This window comes from Arthrobacter cavernae, from assembly GCF_017368795.1.
Taxonomy (GTDB): Bacteria; Actinomycetota; Actinomycetes; order Actinomycetales; family Micrococcaceae; genus Arthrobacter; species Arthrobacter cavernae.
Genome location: NZ_JAFNLL010000040.1, coordinates 13,325 through 33,367, shown reverse-complemented (window position 1 = coordinate 33,367; position 20,043 = coordinate 13,325). Strand labels below are relative to the sequence as shown.

Here is a 20,043-nt window from a genome sequence, read left to right as displayed (position 1 = left end):
GCTTAGGCGTTCGACGTCGCCGGAACGGCGGCAGCTTGGGCGGCTTCGAAGGCGGACAAGAGGCGTTCGGTGTCCTTCATCTGCTCGAGCCAGGTGTCGCGCACGATGTCGATCCGGTCCTCGGACTCCTGCAGCCCGGAGACGTAGGCGCCGATGTTTCCTCCGTTGTCGCCTGCGCGGTTGTGAAGGGCGATCATCTTCGCGACGATCTTGGCCTGCATGCCGTAGACGGGAATCTGCGGGCCGCGGGGGGCGATCATGCCCACGTAGTAGAGCTTTTCCAGGCCCTCGGGCAGGATCCCTGCGCCGTAGCGGATGGGTGCCTCGGCCCTGCGCGGAACGAGTTTGCTGTCAAGGAACGGCAGGCTCGAGTGGAAGCCCGTAGCCCAGAGGATGGTGTCGTACTCGCGGGCTGAGCCGTCGGTGAAGTGGACGGTCTTGCCTTCGAAGCGCTCGATGCCCGGGACGATACCGACGCGGCCGTGGTGGACCCAGTAGAGCAGGAGGTCGTTGACCACGGTGCTGCCCTCGGCGAGGGTGTGGTGCTTGGGTTCGGGCATGCCCGGGTAGTTGTTCTACTCGCCGAGGAGACACGGGCCAGGAGCCTGTTGATGAGGTCCTGTTCGTCGGGCCGGAAGCCGGCGAGGAACTCGACCTCCTGGCGGGGCTTGCCGAAGTAGCTTTTGGGCTGGAAGTAGACGCCGTCACGGATCACGATGTCTGCTTCGAAGCGGTGCTGGGCGACGTCCACGGCGAGGTCGCAGCCGGAGTTGCCGTTGCCGACCACCAGGACGCGCTTGCCCTCGATGTCCTTGACGTTGGTGTACTCGCTGGAGTGGAGCTGCTTGCCGGTGAATTCGCCCGGGAACTGGGGGACCTTCTTGTCCCACAGGTGGCCGTTGGCGACGATGACGCCGTCGTAAACTTCCGAACCGCGCGAGGTGGTGACGGTCCAACCGGCCGAACCAGTAGCACCATCGGTGGGAACCGGGGCGACTGAGAGGACCTCGGTGTTGAACTGGATGATGTCGTAGTGGCCGTGCTTGCGGGCGTAGGACTCGATGTAGTCGCGGACCTGGTCCCGGCGGGGGAAATGCGGGTAGTGGGCGGGCATCGGGAAGTCTTCGAAGTGGGTCATATCGCGGGACGTAATGAGGTGCAGCGCCTCGTAGTCCGTGTGCCAGTGGCCTCCGACTCGGCCGCTCTTTTCGAAGCAGTCGACGTCATGGCCGGCCTGGCGGAGTTGCTGGAGTGCTGAGATGCCGGCAGCGCCGGCGCCGGAGAGGGTGACGGTTTCGCCGGTCGTGAAACCAGCGGTGTCACTGCCCGTGAGGAGCCAGGCCCATTTAGCGATTTCCTCGGGCTGGGCCACGCGGCCCACCGGAATGGCGGCCGCAGCGGCTTCCATGCGGCCGGTGGCGCGGTTGCCGGGGGTGTCCACCCAGCCGGGGGCGATGGCGTTGACGCGGATCTTCCGGTCGGCCAATTCCAGGGCCGTGGCCTTGGTGATCATGATGACGGCGGCCTTGGAAGCCCCATAGACCAGCTGGCCGGGGGAAACGTGGTAGCCGTCCACGGAGGCGAAGTTCACGATCGCGGATCCTTCCGGCATGGAGCGCGCTGCGGCCGCCATGACGTTCATGATGCCCAGGACGTTGACGTCGAACACCGAGCTTGCCGCACCGCTCAACCGGATCGCCGACTCCCTCCGGAACGCGAGCCTCCCCTTCTACAAGAGCAGTGCCCTGGTCATCTTCACCGAGGACTGCACGGGCCGGCCGCAGAAGAAGGCCGGCGAGGAAGGCATCGTCAGCCGGGTCTCCATCACCGAACTCGACCGCTTGCGCTCCGCACTGCCAAGTGGGGAATCTTCCAGCAAAGAACCTTGGCGGACCAAGGCCGTCATTGCCGGGCAGGAGCGCGAGGTGCTGGCTATCAGCTACCCGCTCAGCCAGGCCCTTCTCGTGCTGACCGACCCCGCGCCCGTCGGGGGATCCATGGACGGACGCGAGGCGTACCGCCTCCTGAACTATCTCTGGCGATTAACCGCACGACGGATCCAGGAGAAGGTGTCTGATGCGCCGCCGTCGTACCTTTTGGAGTCCCGGGCGGCATCCGCTGAGCGGATCCGCGTAACGGCGGAGCTGATCGACCAGCACTCCACCACGCTCGAAACGCTGCTCGCCGCCCTGCGGTCAGCGTCAATGGACGACGCCGCGGCGCGCGCCTCCGTGACCGACCTCGCCGTCAAGGCGCTCGTGGACCTGCGCACGCTCAGTGACCGCACCAGCGACCTGGTCGAGGAACCGGTGACGACGGCGTTCGGGCGGCTTCGCGAGGGCCTGCGGCCTTTGATGCACTTCAGTAACATCGACATTCAAGTCATCGAGCCGCCCGCCAACGGCCGTGCGCTGCCCGGCGAGGTTGCGCACGCGGCCCGCGCTGTTGTTCGCGGGCTTGTGCTGGCGATCGCCGAGCAGCCGGATGTTCGCCGCGTGCGGGCACAATGGGATTGCGACGGCGAGAACCTGCTGATCAACGTCCGCGACGACGGGCGGGGTGAGCTCTCGGCTGATGCTCCGAACATCGCGAGGCTGCAGCAGCGCGTGCAGGCGGTGGACGGGAGGATGTCCGTGGATGTCATGCCCGGCTGGGGAGCCGACATTTCAGTTGTCCTCCCACTCGATCCGCCGGCCGTCCCCACGGGAGATGTTGCAGCCTGGGGTCTCGCCTCCCGTGAGCTGGAGGTCCTCCAGCTCCTCACGGCGGGCCAGCGGAACCGGTCGATCGCCTCTGCCCTGCACATCAGCGAAAACACCGTGAAGTTCCACATCCGGAATCTTTTCCGGAAACTCGATGTGCGTTCCCGGACCGAGGCGATCGCGCTAGCGCACAGTGCCGGGATCCGGTAGGGGACAAGACCGTGCGATGGACAACGCGTTTTAAGGTCGTCACTCGTATAACCCCGCCATCAACCCAACAACCTCCTCCCGGTTCCGCGGTGGGTCCTTCTTCGACCACGCCGCGTAGACGGGGACGGGCGGCGCGTCACGCACCGGACGGTAGACGACGCCCCGCCGTCGATATTGATGCGCCGTCGAACCGCCAGTAATGCCGCGCGCCGCACCGCTGCCGATCACCGTCAGCCAGTCGTCGACGTCGTGGATGGCGATCACTTCCGGGGGGCGCCCATGCTCGGGCCAGAGCTCAAGGGTGGTACTGCCCGTGCGGAGATCCATCGCCACCGGCCGCTCGGCGATCTGCGCGAGCGTCACCGAGCGCCTGGGCGCCAGGGGATCGTCCGAGGACATGGCGCAGTAGCGCTTTTCGGCGCCGATGCGGACGTGCTCGACGGCGGCCGCTTCAGGCAGGCGCCGAAGGATGGCGAAGTCTGTGGTCCCGTCGGCGAGTCCCGCCGTCGGGCTGTTGGAGCGGATGAGTTGCAGTTCGGTGGTGGGGAACGTGGTGGCCCAGCGTCGCTGGAACTCGGTGGTGTGCTCGCCCAGGGCGGACCACGCGTAGCCGATCCGGACTTTTCCGGTGCCGGCGCGGGCCTCCCGTTCCAGATCGCCAAGGAGCGCGAGGATGCGCCGCGCCTTGGCCAGCACGCGCTCGCCGCTGGGGGTGAGGCCCACGCTCCGGGTGGTGCGTTCCACGAGCCTCACGCCGAGCCCTTGTTCCAAGGCGGCGATGTTTCGCGACACGGCTGCCTGGGAGATTTGAAGGTCAATGGCGGCATCGGTGAAGGTGCCCTCCTCCACTACTGCCAGCAAGCACCGCAGCTGCCTCAATTCGACGTCCATGGAGCCCATCCTATTCATGCGCGCAGCGTATAAATAGGGCCGTCCATGCATTTAGTGGATGTACGCTTCGGGCGCAGAATTCCCTCATGAGCGAGAGCAGCGCAGTAATCGGGTCCGGAGGGTTGCCGTCGCGGAAGGCGGGCGGGGCGGCCACGCTGCTCGCGAGTGCACTCTCCAGCCAGCTGGGAGCGGCCAGTGGCTCCCTTGCCTTCCCTGTGATGGGGCCTGTGGGGGTCGTCGCCGTGCGCCAGCTCGTAGCGGCCGCGGTGCTCCTGCCGATCGTCCGTCCGCGGCTGCGCGACCTCAGTTGGCGGCAATGGTGGCCCGTGCTGCTGCTGGCCCTGGCCTTCGGGACCATGAATCTTGGCCTGTACGCCTCGATTCAACGGATCGGCCTCGGCTTGGCGGTGACCCTCGAATTCCTCGGCCCGTTGGCTGTGGCATTGATCAGTTCGCGCCGGAAAGCCAGCGCGCTCTGTGCGGTGACCGCCGGCGTCGGTGTTGTGGCGATTACCCAGCCGGACGCGTCCATGGACTTCGTCGGAATCGGCCTTGGACTAGTGGCCGCATGCAGCTGGGCTTCCTACATCCTGCTGAACCGGACCGTCGGCCAGCGCATCCAGGGGATCCAAGGGACAGCAGCCGCAACCGGAGTGTCAGCCACCCTGTTCCTGCCGGTCGCCGTCGTGATCTTCCTGAGCCAGCCCGTGGACGGGTTCGCTGTCCTGTGCGCGGTGGGGGCGGGGCTCCTCGCGTCCGTGTTGCCGTATGTGGCCGACCTGATCGCGCTCCGCCGGGTTCCCGCCAACCTGTTTGGCGTCCTGATGAGCATCAACCCCGTGTTCGCGGCGATCATAGGCGCCATGGTCCTGCACCAAGAACTCGGAGTGGGGCAGTGGGCCGGGATTGCGCTGATCGTGGCTGCCAACGCGGGCGCGCTGTTGCTGCGGCCGCGCCATGCCTGAGGTGACGCCAACCCAAGTAAGTCGCAGCAGGTGTCGTTCTGAGGGCTCAGAACGACACCTGCTGCGACTCAGTTGGGCTATGAAAACGCTGCCCGGAAGGCCGCCAGCGCGGCGTCGCCAGCTTCGATGCCCTGGCCGCCAATGGCGCCGGCCTCCAAGCCGATCACCCCGGAGTAGCCGGCCTCGTTGAGGGCCTTGGCGACGGCACGGTAATTGATCTCGCCGGTTCCCGGTTCGCAGCGGCCGGGGACGTCGGCCACCTGGATTTCCCCGGTCCACGGCTGGGCCGCCCGCACCAGCTCGATCAGGTTCCCCTCGCCGATTTGGGCGTGGTAGAGATCCAGCATCATCTTCACGTTGGGGTGGTTGACGGCCTGGACGAGTGCAAGAGTGTCTTTGGCCCGGGCCAGGGGGATGCCCGGGTGGTCGAGGATGGTGTTCAGGTTCTCCAAGGCGAAGGTGATGCCGTGCCTTTCGCCCAGTTCGGCCAGCCGTTCCAGCGTGCGCAGGCCGGTCAGCCACATCTCGCCGGTGGCGCGTTGCGCTGGCCGGACGGCGACGCCGCCCTCGCCGAGTTCCGCAGGGTGGACCACCATGCGCTCGACGCCCAGCTCAAGGGCCGTGGGGATCAGCTTCTCCGCCGAGGCCAGGACCTCATGGGCATTGGCGGGGTCGATCACGCTGCCGCCGAAGTAGCCGGTCATCGACGAGAACCGGGCACCCGTGGCTGCCAGAGCTGAAATGTCGCGGCCGCGGGTATCCCAGAGTTCCACCTCGAATCCCTGCTCGTGGATCCGCCGGACACGGTCGAGCAACGGCAGCTCGCCGTAGACCATCTCGGCGCAGACGGCCAGCCGGAAGTTCATGCTCCCAGCCCTGCGGTCTGGAGCTGTGCGGTCTGGAGCTGTGCTGCGAGTTCGAGCCCTGTGGTCCGGGGCGCGGCTTCGGCGGCGCGCAGTTCGGCAACGTCCGACACCTCAACGGGCAGCCCGGTTTCGGCCGAGGTGAAGGCCGCCAGAGCCACGGCCAGGGCGTTGCGGGCGTCGGTTCCGCCGGCAGCGGCCGGCGCGTTTGCCGCCGTCGTAATGTCCGCGGCAGTGCCGCTTCGGCGCATCTTCACGGCGTCGGCAAAGTGCGCGAGTTCTGCGGTGTAGGCGTCGTGGAAGAGGTCCACGTTCAGCCGCACGGTGTCCGAGCCGATGCCTGCTGCCGTGTAGCTGGTCGCGTTGCTTGCCTGCGGGCCGCCTGCCGTTACCATTCCGGCGGAGCCGAACACCTCGCCGCGGACGTCGTAGCCGTAGAGGGCATTGAAGTTGGCTTCGGCCACGGCGATGGCGCCGTTGCTGTAAGTGACGGTCACCACGGCCGTGTCCAGGAGCCCGCCGGCCTTGGCTTCGGGCGCCACCAGGGCGTCGGCCACGGCGTGGACCTTCACGGGGGTGGCCCCCGGGTTCAGCCAGTTCAGGGTGTCGAAATCGTGGATGAGGGTCTCCAGGAAGATCGTGCCCGGGGCGATACGCTCCGGGTTGTTGAGTCCGGCCTCGGTTCCGGGGTCGCGGGTGAGGGAGCGGAGCAGTTGCGGTACGCCCACGGCGCCGTCGTCGATCAGCTTGCGGGCTGCTGCGAAGTCGGCCGAGTAGCGGCGGTTGAAGCCGAAATGAAGCACGACACCGGCAGTGTCTGCCGCTGCGATGGCGGCGTCCAGTTCCGCGATGGTCCGTCCGCCGGGCTTTTCGCAGAAGACGTCCTTGCCGGCCTTCGCGGCCGCCGCGATCAGCTCGGAGTGGAAACGCAGCGGGGCTGCGATGAGGACGGCGTCCACGTCCGGGTCGGCCAGAACATCGGCGGGGTCGGTGCTGATCTTGCTGACGCCGAGCCGGCCGGCCAGGGACTCCAAAGCTGGGAGGACGGGATCGGCGATGGCTTCAAGGCGTGCGTGCGGGAGGCGGCGTGCGATGGACTCGGCGTGGAAATTGCCGATCCAGCCGGCCCCGATCACGGCAATGCGGACGGGCCGGTCTTCGTTGGCCGGGTGCTGGAGGTACGTCATGGGGCTCCTCGATTCAGATGGCTAGATCGTTCTAGTGAATCCATGGTTGCATGCTTGCCGGACTGGTGTCTAGATCGATCTAGTTAGATTAATGCGCGACGGCGGCCGCTCGCCGACCGCTGGCCCGCCGTTGGCAGCAGGGCCGCCTGGATCGTTCTATAGACTGTGTGGGACAGAGGAGGACCATGACCGGGAAGCGCCGCCCCACGTTGATGGACGTGGCCGAGGCCGCAGGTGTGTCCAGGGCCTTGGTCTCGATCGTGATGCGTGACGCGCCAGGGGCCTCGGACGCCACCCGGCGCCGGGTGCAGGAAGCAGCCCAAGCACTCGGCTACCGGCCGGACAGCCGCGCCAGGCTCCTTCGCAGCAGCCGCACACGGCTGCTGGGTGTCAGTTTCTCCACCTCGCAGCCCTTCCATGCCGAAATCGTGGACGCCGCCTATGCCGCCGCCCAAGTGCGCGGCTATGAAATTGCCCTCAGCGCAGTGGCCAATGGCCGCCCCGAATCGCGTGCCGTCGAGGCCCTCCTCGATCTTGGCTGCGAGGCCCTGATCTTGATTTCCCCGACGCTGGGCGAGCAGGAACTGGCAGGCTACGCGGCCCGGATCCCCGTCGTCAGCCTGCTGCGCGACGACGCGGGCGAGTCCGTCGATTCCGTCAGCAGCGACGACCACGCAGGCATCCGGATCGCCGTCGAGCATCTCACTTCCTTGGGGCACCGACGCATCGCCCACGTCGACGGAGGGGATGCCGTTTCGGCCGCCCAGCGGCGGGATGCCTTCCGGCAAGAGATGCTCGCGCGGGGGCTGGAACCCTGGAATATTCCCGGCGGGCCATATGAAGAAGCCGGCATGGAAGCCGGGAAACAGCTGAGGGACAAGCGGCCAACCGCCGTCGTCGCCTTCAATGACAGGTGCGCCCTCGGCGTCATGGAGAGCCTCCGTGCCGTGGGGCTTCGGGTCCCGGAGGATGTCTCCGTCCTGGGTTACGACGACAGCCAGTTCGCGCGGCTCAGCTATGTGCAGCTGTCGTCCATCAGCCAGGACGCACCCCTCCTGGCCGCCGCCGCCGTCGAACGCGCCATCGACCGGCTGGAAGGCTCCGGCCCGCCGGCCCACCTCGTGGGAACGCCGCACCTTGTCCTTCGCCAGACCACGGCGCCGCCCAGCAGCAAGAGTCAACCGAACGGTTGATGCCCGGCCGCGGCGGCGCCGGAAGACTTGAAGGGTGAAAAAACTCCTCTACGCTTCCTTCAGCTACGCCGCCGCCGGGGTGCTCTCCGGCCTCTACTACCGCGAATTCACCAAGATCAACAGCTTCTCCGGCGACTCCCAGCTCGGCCTGGTGCACACTCACTGGCTGGTCCTGGGCTTCATCGTCCTGCTCATCGTGCTGGCACTCGAACAGCTCTTCCGGATCTCCGCCGCGGCGCCGAAGCTGAGCGCCTGGTTCTTCGGGACCTGGAACGCGGGAGTGGTCATCACCGGCGGCATGATGCTCGTGAAGGGGTCCATGGTGGTGGCCGGGGTGGATGCCTCGTCCAAGGCGCTGTCCGGCATCGCCGGTATGGGCCACATCCTGCTCACAGCCGGTTTGGTGCTGCTTTTCCTGGCGCTGCGCAAGGCCGTGCTGGCTCTCCCTGCTAAGGCAGGAACCCCGAAGGCCGACGACGACGGCGCCCGCGTGCCGTCGTCGAACCTCACCTGAGGCTTCACCACCGCAGCGGCTACTTCGTGGCGATGGCCCGCATGCTGTTGTTCCGCTTCTCGTGCGTGAGTTCGGCGAGGCCGAGCGCCTCCAGCAACGGCGGCATGTACATGGCGAATCGGCCGCGGTAGCCCTTGCGGAGGCCGTACCAGCCGCCCACGGGATTGCCGGCGTCGCGGCCCCAGGCTTCGACGGTGCCCTCGGCGGCATCCTTGCCCTCGTCCGCGGCGCCGAGCGGGACCCAGTCGCCCTGCTCCGTGAGCCAGGCGTGCAGGTCCTCGATGGCCCGGAGTTGGTACAGCAGCTTGGTGGACCCCACCTGGCAGACGAGTGCCGGAGGGTCGGCGGCTTCGTCCTTGTACATCGTGTAGTCGGAGGAACCCGGCGGCGTGGTCAGCATCCAGGGGTCGTCCTTGGTTCCATCGGCCATGTGGCAGGTCCTTCCGTGCAGGGGTGCGGCGATGGCTTCAGGCTACACAGCGCGGGGTGGAGTATCTGCACCTGCTCCCATGCCGGAGGCGAGGCTTACATCCTGGTCCGCAGGGCCCGGCTGTAGCTCTCCGGCTCGTTCCGTGTCACCGCGGAAACGACGAGGTGGCGGCGGCTGATGTGCTTGGCGAAGTAGCCGGCCTAGGGCAGGACGATGACGGTGTCCATGCCGCTCTCCCACGCGGGGATCAGGTCCTGAAGGCTACGCCGCTCCGCGGGCGAGGGAAAGGCCGGGATCAGGGAGGAATCCCATTTGCTGAACGCGGCGTAGTCCAGGCCGTCCATTCCGTATTCGGATGCCCAGAACGGTGGAATGAGGGGGTTGAGCTCCTGCCCTGGCTTGGTGGCTTCCCGGATGAACGCCGGCGTGACCAGCTCTTGCTGGCTGTGATCCTCGATGTCGAACCAGTCCCACGCCCGCTTCCAGGCGGTTTTCCAGCGGGCCTCCCACACCGCGGCCCCGGGCGGCTCCGGCATCCTGGAATTTCCAGGGTCCGGGACGGGCCATAGCTCCGGGATGTCGGCCTCGGTGGCGATCGACCACGCGTGGCGGACAAACAAGAGCATGTGCAGCTGCTGCGGGTGATCGTTGACCCGGATCGCCATGTCGCGTGGCCACGGATTTCTCCATGGCGCCTTCCCAAGACCCTTGATCCATCGCATGCTGGCCCCTCCCGTCTGCGCGGTTGCCCTTACGCTACGCGACGCCCTGCACCAAGGTCACGGTGGATCAGTCGCGGGAGCGGGCTACCTCCGACTCGTCCTCGGGGTTGCTGCTGGGAACATGACCCGGTGCGGTGTCCAGCGGGTTCTCGATCTCGTCGTGCATCATGCGCGCGGCGAGCAGCGCCACCACGGCCATGATGGGGCACACCAGCCCGGCGCCCAGGAAAATCAGCCAGATCGGCACCACGGCGGCGGCCGGTCCGGACAGCGCCATGGACACCGGCATGAGGGCCAGGGATACGAAGAAGTCCAGGCTCGACACCCTGCCCAGCAGATGCGGCGGCACCCGGCGCTGGAGCAGCGTGCCCCAGATGACCATGCCCACGCCGCCGGTGGCGCCGAAAATGAACAGCGCGGCGGCCAGCACCCAGAAGTTGTCCATGATCCCGACGGCGGCCAGCGGCAGGGTGCCGACGCCCCAGGACGCGATCATCACCGTCAGGTACCGCCGGGGGAGCTTGAACGAGGCGGTCGCGAGGGACGCCGACGCCCCGCCGACGCCCATGATGGCAAGCAGGAAACCGAACATGCGCGAGTCGCCGCTCAGCTGGTCCCTGACGACGAACGGGATCAGGACCTCGATGGGCCCGATCAGGAACAGCACGGACAAGCACGCCCAGATGAGCGTCCACAGCAGCCAGGGCGTGCGGACCGTATAGACAACGCCTTCGCGCAGGTCATGGAAGAACGAGGTCTTCGCGGGCTTGCCGCCGGAAGATCTGCCACCCAACGATCCGCCGTCGACGGCGCCGTTCGGCGGAGCGTCGAGCGCGTGCCTTCCGAGGAAGTTCAGGATGATGAACGCCAGCAGGTGGCAGGCCGACACCCCGGTGACCGCCCACGCGGGCGAGAACGCCGCCACCGCCACACCGGCGACGGCCGGACCGGCAGCCTGCTGCAGGATGGGCCGCATGGTGCCCTCCATGCCGTTGGCTGCCAAGAGGTCGTCGGCGGGGAGGATGCGCGGCAGGATGGCGGAGTACGCGGGGAAGAAGAACGCGGCACCCACGCCCAGGACGAACGCACCCACGGCGAGGTGCCAGAGCTGCAATGCGCCCGTCATGGCCAGCAGGCTGATGGCGCCGATGACGGCCAGATTGGTGCCTTCGACGGCGATGATCAACAGCCGTTGCGGCACCCGGTCCGCGGCGATCCCGCCCGCGAGCACAAACGCGACAAGTCCGACGCTCGCGGCGGTGGCCACGAGGGACAGCTCAAGGGGCCAGCCGCCGAGGTGGATCACCTGGTAGACCATGGCCACGGCCCACATGCCGGAACCGAAGATCGAGATGGCCAGCGCTGCGATCAGCACGCGGTATTCGCGGTGGGCGAAGGGCCGGAGGGCTCTCAAAGCAGCCATTGCTTCAGTCTAAACGTGTGGTCTGCCGGGGAACATGGCCGCGTTCTGCCGTGTTACGCCGCGAGGGCCCGCTTGGCCTCGTCCTCGTCCACCACGCCAGCGTTCACGAGCCATTCGATGGCGCGGCGACGCATGGCAGAGTTGTGGAAGTCGAACCATTGCTGACGCAGATCAGGGAATTCGAAGAGCGTGTCCTTGAACCGGCGGAAGGCGCCCTTGCCAGCAATCGCGCGCAGGAGCGGGTCCCGGGCGCGCTCATCCTGGACGTCCGCGATGAACGATTCCATGTCGCGGTAGCCCTCCCAGGACTCCATCGGTTCTATGCGGATGGCGCCCCGCTCGTCAGGATCCGCCCCGGCCTCGTCGTCCCCGTATGCAGCGTCCGAGGACCAGAATCCGATCTCTCCGGTCTTGGGGTCGAGCCAGGAGAAGCTGTCGTAGTCACCCTGGTACTCAAGCGCCATCGCCAGTTCTTCCAGATCGACAGCATCCAGTGGCAGCATTGCGCTCCCTTCTATCGCATGGCCAGTCAAGGCCCAGCCTAAAAACGTGCGGTTTGCCGGAGGGACATGTTGCCCACGGAAGCGGTCAGGCAGCCCCGGCCACCTCGAAGCGGACGTCCACCTGGTCGCCCACATCGATGCCTGCTGCCACCCGGATGGCCTTCTTGACGGGCAGAAGATAGGAACTGCTCTTACTGTCGGGGAAGAGCGACGTGGACCAACCCTGCCCGGAGACGGTGGCCGTGACCTTGACGGAGCCGAAGCCGCGACGAAATGGCGCCGTGTCCTCCCGGATCTCTGCTGCAAGTTCCTCCGGAAGCGTGAGGAAGTACCATCCGGCTTCTTCCGGATAGTGCCACAGTCTGGCCTTGAACGAATACGTCAGCGCCATGGCGTCAACGGTAGAAAACCGTCAACTCTCCTCGGGCCCCGCATCCGCTTCCGGGGCGTCGTCGATGTCCGGGCCCTCGGCGGGATCCTGGCTGTGGAGGCCGGTGTCATGCGAGACCCAGCCCTCCGTTTCGCCTTCGGCCGGGGCGTCGCTGTGGTGGCGCACGTCGTTTGAATCGCTGGTCTTGTTCATTCCGGATACTTCCTGTCCCTCGGTGGACTGCTCCCGTGAATGCACCCCAGTCTACGCCGGGAAGGCGGCCAGTGGCCTAGGCTAGGCCAAGGAAAGCATGCCAATCCGCAGACGTCCAAGGCAGGGGGAGACGATGGCCAAGCGCCCCAACCCGGCGGTGAAAATCGCCCAGGAGACGGCCCACAGCGCTGTCTTTGACGCGGACGGGAACCCCAAGCCGGGCGTCCACACCGTATTGCTGCGCGCCGTCGAGGTCCAACGCCCGCTGGTGCTGGCCAATCTGCGCCGCCTGCAGCGCAGGCACCCGGACGCCACCGCCGCACAGCTGGCCGCCAAACTGGAGCGTGACTACCTGGCCGCCGTCACCGGCGGGGGTGCCGCCGTCGGGGCCACCGCCGTCGTTCCCGGGATCGGTACCGCCGCGTCGCTGGGACTGTCCGCTGTCGCGACGATCGGCTTCCTCGAGGCTACCGCCCTCTACGCGGCGTCCCTGGCCGAACTGCACGGCATCCGGCTGGTGGACCCGGACCGGGCGCGGACCATGGTCATGGCCATTATGCTGGGCGAGGAAGGCACCGCCCTGCTGGGTGCGCTGAGCGGCCAGTCGCTGGGCCGGGGCGCCGGAGTGTCCAACGCCTGGGGCAAGACCCTCACCAAAAAACTTCCGGGCGGCGGCTTCGGTCTGGTCCGCGACGCCATCCAGCGGGCCTTCCTGAAGAGCCTGGTCAAACGGCAGGGCACCGCGTTCCTGGGCCGCGCGCTGCCCTTCGGGGTGGGCGCGGTGGTGGGCGGCGCCGGCAACCTGGTCATGGGCCGCGCGGTCGCGGCCACCGCAAAACAAGCCTTCGGCCCCATGCCGGACACCATCCCGGGCGAGCTGTTGCCAGCCGCCCCCAAACCCTCGCTGGAAGGCGGAAACAATGGATCTTAACGCTGATCTGGGGGAGTCCCTGGGCTCCTGGAAGATGGGGGACGACGCCTCCATGTTCCGCATCGTAAGCAGCGCCAACGTGGCCTGCGGCTTCCACGCGGGCGACCCCCTGACCATGCTGGACAGCTGCCGCGTCGCCTTCGAGCGCGACGTCCGCGTGGGCGCCCACGTCGGCTACCGGGACCTGCACGGCTTCGGCCGCCGCTCCATGGACATGTCCTTCGACGAACTCTTCGGCGACGTCCTCTACCAGCTCGGCGCACTGGACGGCATGGCCCATGCGGTGGGCGCCTCCGTGGACTACGTGAAGCCGCACGGCGCCCTCTACAACAGGATCGTGCACGACGAGGGGCAGGCCGAAGCCCTGGTGGCCGCCGTCCACGCCTACGACCCCGGGCTGCCCGTCCTGGGCCTTCCCGGCTCCGCGCTGCTGCGTATTGCCGAGGAATCCGGCCACCCGGTGTTCCGGGAAGCGTTCGTGGACCGCGCCTACCGGCCGGACGGCACGCTGGTGCAGCGCACGCAGGAAGGTGCGGTGCTGCACGACGTCGGAGCCGTGGTTGCGCAGGCCGTGCGCCTTGCGACTCGGGGCGAGGTCGTCGCGGTGGACGGAACGGTGCTGCCGGTCCGGGCGGATTCGCTCTGCATCCACGGGGACACGCCCGGCGCCGTGCAGATGGCTGCGGCCGTCCGAGCCGGGCTCGAGGAAGCCGGTGTGGGGATTGAAGCCTTCGCCTGAGTTCGCTGTGACCGGTGACCCGCGCGGCGGTGCGATAGGCGCCGCCTGATGGGTGCCGTGGTGATGGACCCGGGCGCCCTGACCCTGGTGCTGGGCGCCGGCAGGGCCCTCGACCGGGCGGCGTTGCTCCTGGCCAATGCGCTGCTCGGCAACCCCGGGACTGCGCCAGGGCTTGAAGTCCTTCTGGGCGGGCTGCGGCTGCGGTTCGTCACGGCGTCCGCCGTTGCGGTCACGGGAGCCGAGGGCATGGTGCAGCTCAATGGCGCTGAAGTGCCCTTGAACCAGCCCGTCCGGGTGGCACCGGGATCGGTCCTGGACTTCGGGCCCGCCCTGTTTGGAATCCGCTACTACCTGGCCGTCCAGGGCGGCATCGAGCCTGGACTGGAGCCGCTGCGCGCCGGGGATTCCCTGGCGTTCGGGCGGCCGGCGGGGGCCAACCCGGTTGTGGCCAACCCGGCGGTGGCCGAGCCCCACAGCCACCTGGCCCGGCGTGCCCCGGACCCCGGCCGTCCCATCGTGGTCCGTGTGGATCCCGGTCCGCAGGCCGGGGAATTCGATGCCGATTCCTGGCACCGCCTCACCAACGAACCGTGGACGCTGTCGCCGGACTCGGACCGCGTGGGCGCACGGCTGCTGGGCCGGCCGCTGGCGCCGCACCGGACGCAGGCCCGGACTCAAGTAGCCGCCTCCCAAGGACTGGTTGCAGGCGCAGTCCAGGTCCCGCCGTCGGGCCTTCCGCACATCTGCCTCGCCGACCACCCGGCCACGGGGAACCACCCCGTGATCGCCGTCGTGCAGGACGCAGACCTGGACCTCCTGGCACAGGCGAGGCCCGGGCAGGCGGTGCACTTGCTGGGGTAGCCCCGGGGTTTATGTACAGCTCCTGCCCTAAGAGCCCCCAAATTTCTTGAGGTATTTCCCGAAGTGGTCTTCGATCCGCTGCCACGCCTCCGGGGAAGCCTCCGGGTCCGGCTTGATGCCCATGATTCGGTTCAGCGGACGCAGCAGTTTCGGTCCCCCTTCAGCGTCGTTCATGAAGGCGTGGCCGGAGGTGGGAAACTCCCTGACGTCATTCTCGATTCCAAGCCCGTCGAGGGCGGACTTCAGCCTGGCGGCCGCGCCCGGCAGCATGTGGTCCTTCCCGGCGTAGTTGGCCACTACGGGACAGGCGCCGCGCAAAGACTCCTCGACGTGCCTGGGGAGTTGCCCGTAGTTCACGGACGCAGCATCAAAGCCGTCCCTGGCCACGAGCAGGGCAAAGCCGCCGCCCATGCAGAAGCCGATCACACCTGTCTTGCCTGTGCTGCGTTCCGAATGGCTGAGCCAGGTCCGTGCGGTGGCCAGATCAGTGAAGGCCTTTCCGGTACCAGAGATCATGGCCCGCATAGTGCTCACAAGGCAGCGGCGGGCGCCGCCGTCGCTGTAGAGGTCTACGGCCAGCGTCAGGTAGCCGGCTGCGGCCAGCCGGTCCGCATGGCGGCGCATGATATCGTCCACGCCGAAGGCTTCGTGGATCATCAGGACGGCCGGAAAAGGGCCGTCGCCTTCAGGCTCGGCTAGATACCCGCCCAGCTGGCGCGAGCCGCCGGCTTTGGCGCTCGCATCGCTCAGATCGATGTATGCCATTGCGCTGGCCTTCCTAGCCGAACAGCAGGTGCGCCACCGTGAAGATCACCAGCCCCGCCAGGGCACCCACCACGGTGCCGTTGATGCGGATGTACTGCAGGTCCTTGCCCACCTGGAGTTCGATCTTCTGCGAGGTTTCCTCGGCATCCCAACGGGCCACGGTGTCCGAGATGACGCCGGCGATGTCCGAGCGGTAGGTGGTCACGAGGTACCCGGCGGCGTCGCCGATCCAGGCGTTGACCTTTCCGGCGAGTTCGTCGTCGTTGACCAGCCGGGAACCGAAATCGCGCACGGCGCTCTTGAAGCGCTGCGTGAGCTCGCTGTCAGGATCCTCCACGGCGCCGAGCAGGGCGTTCTTGATGGTGCCCCAGGTGCGGGACGCCAGTTCGCGGACCTCCGGATCACCCAGGATCTGGGCCTTGATGCCCTCGGCGCGTTCGATCATCACCGGATCGTGCTGGAGGTCCTTGGCCAGTTCCGCGAGGTAGGTGTCGATGGCGCGGCGGACCTGGTGGTCCTGGTCCTGCTGCACCGCGTGGACGAACTTGGCGAGCTCGAGGTAGACCTTGTCGCCCACCAGGTCATCCACGAAGGACGGCACCCAGAGCGGCGAACGGTCGGACACCAACCGGTTCACGGCGGCGTGGTTCGCATCCACCCAGTCCGCGGTGCGGTCCACCAGCAGGTCCACCAGCTTGTGGTGGTGGCCATCGGCGAAGATCCGCTCCGCCATCCTGCCCACGGGCGGCCCCCACGGCGGGGTCAGCAGGTGCTTGCGGACCATGCCCTCGATCACGGCCTGGACGTCGTCGTCGTTCAACACGGTGAACGCGCCGCGGATCAGCACTGCCCCCTCCTTGGCCACGCGCTCGGCGCCGCCCGGTCCGGACAGCCACGTCCCCGCCTTGCGGGCGATGTCGATGCTGGCCAGCTTTTCCTGCACCACCTGCTCGGACAGGAAGTTGGTCTCCACGAAGTCGCTGAGCGAGGCGCCGATCTGGTCCTTGCGCCGCGGAATGATGGCGGTGTGCGGGATCTTCAGGCCCATGGGGTACTTGAACAGCGCCGTCACGGCGAACCAGTCGGCCAGCGCACCCACCATGCCGCCCTCGGCCGCCGCCCGGACGTATTCGAGCCACGGGTACTCCTTCTGGAAGGCGTACGCGAGGGTGAACACCACCGCCATTCCGACCAGGAGCGCCAGCGCCACGGTTTTCATCTTGCGCAGCGCCGCGGCCTTTTCCGCGTCGCCGGCAGAGAGCCCGACGACGACGGCGGCACCTGCCGCTGTACTGGGACCTACCGGGGGTGGTCCTGCCGTGCCGGGTCCTGCCGGGGGAGCATCGGCCGCAACCGAGGTTTGTTCAGAGTTCACCTGCATGTGCCCAGCGTAGCCCCGTGTGCGCGGGGTGTTGGGCTACCGTGTCAGCATGACAATCGACGACTCCGATCCGCTGGGTCAAAACTCGCGGCCCAAGGTCTACGCCCACCGCGGGGCCAGCTCCGCCTTTGCCGAGCACACCCGCGCCGCGTACCTGAAGGCACTTGCCGACGGCGCCGACGGCGTGGAATGCGACGTCCACCTGACCAAGGACCAGCACATTGTCCTGCTCCACGACCCCAACCTGGACCGGACCTCGGACGGCACGGGTCCGGTGGCTGACCGGACCCTTGAGGAATTGCGCGCCCTGGACTTTTCCTCCTGGAAGGGTGCCCGCATCCCGGATGAGTACGGCGGCATCGCGGACCAGCTGCTCACGCTCGATGAGCTCCTCGACATCCTGCGCGGTGCGGGCCGCAGCATCGGCCTGGCGATCGAACTCAAGCACCCCAGCCCATACCAGCTCAAGCTCGAGGACCGGGTCCTTGAACTCCTGCTTGCCGAAGGCTGGACCCCGGATGACTCCGTGCTGGAGAACATCCAGGTCTCCTTCATGAGCTTCAACCCTGACTCCGTAAAGCATTTGCTCCAGACGGTTCCCGCCGAGCACATCTGCCAACTGGTGGATAACGTCACCGTTGAGGAGGTGCGCCAGGAACTTGGCCTGGGGCTCCTGACCGGCGGGGCCGTGGCCAACGTCATGAAGGCCGCGCAGCTGGAGGGCGAACGAATCCTGGATGACTGCGAGGTGGGGATCGCCGGCCCCGGAATCGATTATGTGCGCCAGCATGCCAGCACCGTGCAGCGCTGGCTTGAATCGGGCCGCCGTTTCCGGGTGTGGACCGTGGATGCGGAGAAGGACGTGGCACTCTGCCAGGACCTGGGCATCCACGAAATCACCACCAACAGGCCTGCGCAGGTCCTCGCGCAGCTGTAGGCGTCCCGGCGGCCGGTTTTTTGTGGCGCCCCGGTGTGGATGTGATTGAGTGGTCCCATGTCATTTACCTGGTCCGCCCGAGCCACCCAGGCCGCGTCCGCAACGGCCCTGAGTGCGCTCCTGCTGGCCAGTGCCATGAAGCACTTCCGTGCACCGTCCTTTTTCTTCCCCGTAGTGCCGGACTACTTGTGCCGCAATGACGACGCCGGTGCGGCGGCCCTGCACAACCGCCCCTTGGCGATCATGTCCCGTGAGGAATGGATCGCCGCCAGCGGCCTGCTCGAGGCGGCTGCCGCCGTCGGGCTCCTGATCCCCGCAACCCGCAAGGCCGCGGCCGCCGGCACTGCTGCCATGTTCGCAACATTCCTTGCCGGGCATATTGATGCACTCCGCCGGGCCTACGGTCCCGACGGCACTCCGGTTGAGCGTCGAATCCACACGCTCCGGTTGCCCCTGCAGCTCCCGTTGGTGCTGTGGGCCTGGAGCCTGCGGAAATGAAGTTGCCCGACTCCCCGGCCGTCAAGGTCGGCCTGTCCATCAGCATCGCCACGGGTTTCTACGGGATATCCTTTGGTGCCCTGTCCGTGGCCTCGGGCTTCGATTTCTGGCAGACCATGGCACTGAGCCTGCTGCTGTTCAGCGGCGGCTCGCAGTTCGCCTTCATCGGCGTGGTGGCCGGCGGCGGATCCGGCGTGGCGGCCATGACCGCCAGCGCCCTGCTCGGCCTGCGCAACGGCATCTACGGGATGCAGATCAACGCGTTGCTGCAGCCCCGCGGCTGGCGCAGGTATGCTGCCGCCCAGCTGACCATCGATGAATCGACCGCCACGGCCTCGGGCCAGAGTGATCCGGATGAACAACGGCGCGGTTTCTGGACCGCTGGCATCGGCATATTCCTGTTGTGGAATCTATTCACGGCAGTCGGTGCGCTGGCGGGCGACGCCATGGGCGACCCCAAGCAGTGGGGGCTCGACGGCGCCGCCGTGGCTGCCTTCCTGGGCCTGCTGTGGCCGCGGCTCAAGGGCCGCGAACCCTGGGCCATCGCCGCCGCCTGCGCCCTGGCCACTGTACTGGCCGTGCCCTTTGTGCCCTCGGGCGTGCCCATCCTGGTGGCGGCCCTGGTGGCCGGCGTGATCGGCTGGTTCAGCCACGCCCGCAAGGACGAGGGCCTGGAACCGGATATCGACCCCTACGCCCACCCCCACCGCGGCAAGCACAAGGACGCAGGCACTGACCATCGGAGCGCCGAATGAACCTCTGGTTCTGGATCCTGGTCGCCTGCGCCCTGGCGTACCTCACCAAACTTGTGGGCTACTTCGTGCCGGCCAAGCTGCTGGAAAGCCCGCGCATCATGCATATTGCCGGCACCATGACCATCGGCCTCCTCGCCTCCCTGACCATTGTCAATGCCGTCGCCTCAGGGCAGGGGCTGGTGCTGGACGCCAGGATCGGCGCGCTGGCTGCCGCCGCCGTCGCGCTCTGGCTGCGCGCACCCTTCCTGGTGGTGGTGATCGTGGGTGCGGCCGCCGCGGCACTGCTGCGCCTGCTCGGCTGGGGCTGAGCGCGCTAGGAAACCGCCTGGCCGAAGGTCAGGCCGGGGATGTCGGACTGGGCGGGCAGCGGACGGCCGGAGCGTTCGGTGCGGATGGCGTCCTCGATCAGGGCCACCGGCCGCTCCCAGGCGCGCGAGCCGGGCTCCATGGTGTCCACCGCGCCAATGAGCATGGCGACCAGGCGGATCATGTCCTCGATGGTGATGTCGCGGCGCAGTGAGCCCTGGCCCTGGCCGCGTTCCAGCAGGGTCTCGATGGAGTCGATGAGCCCTCCGGTGATGCCGATGAGGAGGCCGCGGCGGCCCGCAACGGCGCCCAGCAGGTTGGCGTCTTCGCTGGCCACCTGCATGACGGCGTCGATGATGTGGATGAGCCCGACGGCGGCGTCCATTCCGGCCAGGGCGTCCTCGGCCACCGGATCGACATGGAGGCGGAGCTGCCGCGACAGTGCGGCCAGAACCAGCTGTTCCTTGTCGGAAAAGTTCCGGAAAAGCGTGGCAGGCCCGACGCCGGCCGTCGCGGCGATGGCCTGGAGGGGAACCTCAGGACCCTGCTCCCGGAAGCACTGCCGGGCAGCGGTGATGATCTTGTCTACATTGCGCGCAGCGTCAGCCCTCAGGGGCTTGCGTTCGGAGGGCTGGTCCATGCTGTCAGAGTAGCAACGCAGGGGGCCGCGTCCGATTGCCACGC

General features: G+C 67.6%; 24 protein-coding genes and 1 pseudogene. 11 read left to right on the top strand and 14 right to left on the bottom strand.

Annotated elements, in window-relative coordinates:
* Positions 1–2: 2 nt before the first annotated feature.
* Together J1902_RS19415 and J1902_RS19410 are read right to left on the bottom strand one after the other, a co-directional pair.
* Positions 3–560: an NAD(P)/FAD-dependent oxidoreductase gene (locus J1902_RS19415; RefSeq protein WP_242702064.1), complete on the bottom strand. Its 558-nt coding sequence runs from the start codon at positions 558–560 to the stop codon at positions 3–5.
* A 140-nt stretch (positions 561–700) separates the two neighbouring features.
* Positions 701–1,633, bottom strand: a pseudogene (locus J1902_RS19410) (SDR family oxidoreductase); the annotation flags it as partial.
* Here J1902_RS19410 and J1902_RS15140 point away from each other — a divergent pair.
* Entirely contained in the window at positions 1,632–2,912 is a 1,281-nt protein-coding gene (locus J1902_RS15140; RefSeq protein ID WP_207617183.1) for a helix-turn-helix transcriptional regulator, read from the top strand. The pseudogene J1902_RS19410 and the gene J1902_RS15140 overlap by 2 nt on opposite strands.
* A gap of 39 nt (positions 2,913–2,951) precedes the next feature.
* Here J1902_RS15140 and J1902_RS15135 read toward each other — a convergent pair whose 3' ends face one another.
* Entirely contained in the window at positions 2,952–3,821 is an 870-nt protein-coding gene (locus J1902_RS15135) for a LysR family transcriptional regulator (RefSeq protein ID WP_242702062.1), read from the bottom strand.
* A 68-nt stretch (positions 3,822–3,889) separates the two neighbouring features.
* Between J1902_RS15135 and J1902_RS15130 the strand changes: the two genes are divergently transcribed.
* Positions 3,890–4,768 (top strand): EamA family transporter, encoded by an 879-nt coding sequence (locus tag J1902_RS15130; RefSeq protein ID WP_207617141.1) that lies wholly within the window; start codon positions 3,890–3,892, stop codon positions 4,766–4,768.
* A gap of 77 nt (positions 4,769–4,845) precedes the next feature.
* Here the strand turns inward: J1902_RS15130 and J1902_RS15125 are convergent, their stop codons facing one another.
* Together J1902_RS15125 and J1902_RS15120 are read right to left on the bottom strand one after the other, a co-directional pair.
* Positions 4,846–5,634 (bottom strand): TIM barrel protein, encoded by a 789-nt coding sequence (locus J1902_RS15125; RefSeq protein ID WP_207617140.1) that lies wholly within the window; start codon positions 5,632–5,634, stop codon positions 4,846–4,848.
* A complete protein-coding gene (locus tag J1902_RS15120) occupies positions 5,631–6,818 on the bottom strand; it encodes a Gfo/Idh/MocA family oxidoreductase (RefSeq protein WP_207617139.1) in 1,188 nt (395 codons plus the stop codon). Before J1902_RS15120 ends, J1902_RS15125 begins: the two co-directional genes overlap by 4 nt.
* 185 nt (positions 6,819–7,003) lie before the next feature.
* On the opposite strand from J1902_RS15120, the gene J1902_RS15115 reads away from it, so the two are divergent.
* The gene (locus J1902_RS15115; RefSeq protein WP_207617138.1) at positions 7,004–8,011 is read left to right on the top strand and encodes a LacI family DNA-binding transcriptional regulator; all 1,008 of its coding nucleotides are present in this window, start codon (positions 7,004–7,006) and stop codon (positions 8,009–8,011) included.
* 34 nt (positions 8,012–8,045) lie between these two features.
* Positions 8,046–8,525 (top strand): DUF2871 domain-containing protein, encoded by a 480-nt coding sequence (locus tag J1902_RS15110; RefSeq protein WP_207617137.1) that lies wholly within the window; start codon positions 8,046–8,048, stop codon positions 8,523–8,525.
* Between the two features lie 19 nt (positions 8,526–8,544).
* On the opposite strand, the gene J1902_RS15105 is transcribed toward J1902_RS15110, so the two are convergent.
* The 6 genes from J1902_RS15105 to J1902_RS15080 form a co-directional block, all read right to left on the bottom strand.
* On the bottom strand, positions 8,545–8,955 hold the full coding sequence (locus J1902_RS15105) for a DUF6855 family protein (RefSeq protein ID WP_207617136.1): 411 nt from the start codon (positions 8,953–8,955) through the stop codon (positions 8,545–8,547).
* A gap of 200 nt (positions 8,956–9,155) precedes the next feature.
* Complete coding sequence (locus J1902_RS15100; protein WP_207617135.1) at positions 9,156–9,620, bottom strand: hypothetical protein; 465 nt, start codon at positions 9,618–9,620, stop codon at positions 9,156–9,158.
* A 124-nt stretch (positions 9,621–9,744) separates the two neighbouring features.
* Positions 9,745–11,100, bottom strand: a complete 1,356-nt coding sequence (locus tag J1902_RS15095; protein WP_207617134.1) for an MFS transporter — start codon at positions 11,098–11,100, stop codon at positions 9,745–9,747.
* Between the two features lie 53 nt (positions 11,101–11,153).
* The gene (locus J1902_RS15090; RefSeq protein ID WP_207617133.1) at positions 11,154–11,603 is read right to left on the bottom strand and encodes a UPF0158 family protein; all 450 of its coding nucleotides are present in this window, start codon (positions 11,601–11,603) and stop codon (positions 11,154–11,156) included.
* A gap of 85 nt (positions 11,604–11,688) precedes the next feature.
* A complete protein-coding gene (locus J1902_RS15085; RefSeq protein ID WP_207617132.1) occupies positions 11,689–11,994 on the bottom strand; it encodes a DUF1905 domain-containing protein in 306 nt (101 codons plus the stop codon).
* A gap of 21 nt (positions 11,995–12,015) precedes the next feature.
* Complete coding sequence (locus J1902_RS15080) at positions 12,016–12,186, bottom strand: hypothetical protein (protein WP_207617131.1); 171 nt, start codon at positions 12,184–12,186, stop codon at positions 12,016–12,018.
* Between the two features lie 133 nt (positions 12,187–12,319).
* Here J1902_RS15080 and J1902_RS15075 point away from each other — a divergent pair, with 133 nt between their 5' ends.
* From J1902_RS15075 to J1902_RS15065, 3 genes are read left to right on the top strand one after another with little or no spacing between them, the layout of a single operon-like run.
* Positions 12,320–13,117, top strand: a complete 798-nt coding sequence (locus J1902_RS15075) for a hypothetical protein (RefSeq protein WP_207617130.1) — start codon at positions 12,320–12,322, stop codon at positions 13,115–13,117.
* Positions 13,107–13,856 (top strand): LamB/YcsF family protein, encoded by a 750-nt coding sequence (locus J1902_RS15070; protein WP_207617129.1) that lies wholly within the window; start codon positions 13,107–13,109, stop codon positions 13,854–13,856. Before J1902_RS15075 ends, J1902_RS15070 begins: the two co-directional genes overlap by 11 nt.
* Positions 13,857–13,904: 48 nt before the next feature.
* Entirely contained in the window at positions 13,905–14,717 is an 813-nt protein-coding gene (locus tag J1902_RS15065) for a 5-oxoprolinase subunit C family protein (protein WP_207617128.1), read from the top strand.
* Positions 14,718–14,744: 27 nt separating this feature from the next.
* Here J1902_RS15065 and J1902_RS15060 read toward each other — a convergent pair whose 3' ends face one another.
* Both J1902_RS15060 and J1902_RS15055 read right to left on the bottom strand, forming a co-directional pair.
* A complete protein-coding gene (locus J1902_RS15060) occupies positions 14,745–15,482 on the bottom strand; it encodes a dienelactone hydrolase family protein (protein WP_207617127.1) in 738 nt (245 codons plus the stop codon).
* Between the two features lie 13 nt (positions 15,483–15,495).
* Entirely contained in the window at positions 15,496–16,863 is a 1,368-nt protein-coding gene (locus J1902_RS15055) for a DUF445 domain-containing protein (protein ID WP_207617126.1), read from the bottom strand.
* A gap of 49 nt (positions 16,864–16,912) precedes the next feature.
* Here J1902_RS15055 and J1902_RS15050 point away from each other — a divergent pair, with 49 nt between their 5' ends.
* Genes J1902_RS15050 through J1902_RS15035 form a run of 4 tightly spaced genes read left to right on the top strand, consistent with a single transcriptional unit; the run spans position 16,913 to position 19,361 of the window.
* Entirely contained in the window at positions 16,913–17,800 is an 888-nt protein-coding gene (locus tag J1902_RS15050; RefSeq protein ID WP_207617125.1) for a glycerophosphodiester phosphodiesterase, read from the top strand.
* Between the two features lie 57 nt (positions 17,801–17,857).
* Positions 17,858–18,298 (top strand): DoxX-related protein, encoded by a 441-nt coding sequence (locus tag J1902_RS15045; protein ID WP_207617124.1) that lies wholly within the window; start codon positions 17,858–17,860, stop codon positions 18,296–18,298.
* Positions 18,295–19,053 (top strand): AzlC family ABC transporter permease, encoded by a 759-nt coding sequence (locus J1902_RS15040; protein ID WP_207617123.1) that lies wholly within the window; start codon positions 18,295–18,297, stop codon positions 19,051–19,053. Before J1902_RS15045 ends, J1902_RS15040 begins: the two co-directional genes overlap by 4 nt.
* Positions 19,050–19,361: an AzlD domain-containing protein gene (locus J1902_RS15035; RefSeq protein WP_207617122.1), complete on the top strand. Its 312-nt coding sequence runs from the start codon at positions 19,050–19,052 to the stop codon at positions 19,359–19,361. The genes J1902_RS15040 and J1902_RS15035 overlap by 4 nt, the downstream gene beginning before the upstream one ends.
* A gap of 5 nt (positions 19,362–19,366) precedes the next feature.
* On the opposite strand, the gene J1902_RS15030 is transcribed toward J1902_RS15035, so the two are convergent.
* Positions 19,367–19,999, bottom strand: coding sequence for a TetR/AcrR family transcriptional regulator (locus J1902_RS15030; protein WP_207617121.1), 633 nt, complete (start codon positions 19,997–19,999; stop codon positions 19,367–19,369).
* Positions 20,000–20,043: the final 44 nt, after the last annotated feature.

Coding starts and splice junctions, on each gene's coding strand:
- J1902_RS19415 (WP_242702064.1), bottom strand. CDS start 560: ATGCCCGAACCCAAGCACCACACCCTCGCCGAGGGCAGCACCGTGGTC.
- J1902_RS15140 (WP_207617183.1), top strand. CDS start 1,632: ATGACGTTCATGATGCCCAGGACGTTGACGTCGAACACCGAGCTTGCC.
- J1902_RS15135 (WP_242702062.1), bottom strand. CDS start 3,821: ATGAATAGGATGGGCTCCATGGACGTCGAATTGAGGCAGCTGCGGTGC.
- J1902_RS15130 (WP_207617141.1), top strand. CDS start 3,890: ATGAGCGAGAGCAGCGCAGTAATCGGGTCCGGAGGGTTGCCGTCGCGG.
- J1902_RS15125 (WP_207617140.1), bottom strand. CDS start 5,634: ATGAACTTCCGGCTGGCCGTCTGCGCCGAGATGGTCTACGGCGAGCTG.
- J1902_RS15120 (WP_207617139.1), bottom strand. CDS start 6,818: ATGACGTACCTCCAGCACCCGGCCAACGAAGACCGGCCCGTCCGCATT.
- J1902_RS15115 (WP_207617138.1), top strand. CDS start 7,004: ATGACCGGGAAGCGCCGCCCCACGTTGATGGACGTGGCCGAGGCCGCA.
- J1902_RS15105 (WP_207617136.1), bottom strand. CDS start 8,955: ATGGCCGATGGAACCAAGGACGACCCCTGGATGCTGACCACGCCGCCG.
- J1902_RS15100 (WP_207617135.1), bottom strand. CDS start 9,620: ATGGCGATCCGGGTCAACGATCACCCGCAGCAGCTGCACATGCTCTTG.
- J1902_RS15095 (WP_207617134.1), bottom strand. CDS start 11,100: ATGGCTGCTTTGAGAGCCCTCCGGCCCTTCGCCCACCGCGAATACCGC.
- J1902_RS15090 (WP_207617133.1), bottom strand. CDS start 11,603: ATGCTGCCACTGGATGCTGTCGATCTGGAAGAACTGGCGATGGCGCTT.
- J1902_RS15085 (WP_207617132.1), bottom strand. CDS start 11,994: ATGGCGCTGACGTATTCGTTCAAGGCCAGACTGTGGCACTATCCGGAA.
- J1902_RS15080 (WP_207617131.1), bottom strand. CDS start 12,186: ATGAACAAGACCAGCGATTCAAACGACGTGCGCCACCACAGCGACGCC.
- J1902_RS15075 (WP_207617130.1), top strand. CDS start 12,320: ATGGCCAAGCGCCCCAACCCGGCGGTGAAAATCGCCCAGGAGACGGCC.
- J1902_RS15070 (WP_207617129.1), top strand. CDS start 13,107: ATGGATCTTAACGCTGATCTGGGGGAGTCCCTGGGCTCCTGGAAGATG.
- J1902_RS15065 (WP_207617128.1), top strand. CDS start 13,905: ATGGGTGCCGTGGTGATGGACCCGGGCGCCCTGACCCTGGTGCTGGGC.
- J1902_RS15060 (WP_207617127.1), bottom strand. CDS start 15,482: ATGGCATACATCGATCTGAGCGATGCGAGCGCCAAAGCCGGCGGCTCG.
- J1902_RS15055 (WP_207617126.1), bottom strand. CDS start 16,863: ATGCAGGTGAACTCTGAACAAACCTCGGTTGCGGCCGATGCTCCCCCG.
- J1902_RS15050 (WP_207617125.1), top strand. CDS start 16,913: ATGACAATCGACGACTCCGATCCGCTGGGTCAAAACTCGCGGCCCAAG.
- J1902_RS15045 (WP_207617124.1), top strand. CDS start 17,858: ATGTCATTTACCTGGTCCGCCCGAGCCACCCAGGCCGCGTCCGCAACG.
- J1902_RS15040 (WP_207617123.1), top strand. CDS start 18,295: ATGAAGTTGCCCGACTCCCCGGCCGTCAAGGTCGGCCTGTCCATCAGC.
- J1902_RS15035 (WP_207617122.1), top strand. CDS start 19,050: ATGAACCTCTGGTTCTGGATCCTGGTCGCCTGCGCCCTGGCGTACCTC.
- J1902_RS15030 (WP_207617121.1), bottom strand. CDS start 19,999: ATGGACCAGCCCTCCGAACGCAAGCCCCTGAGGGCTGACGCTGCGCGC.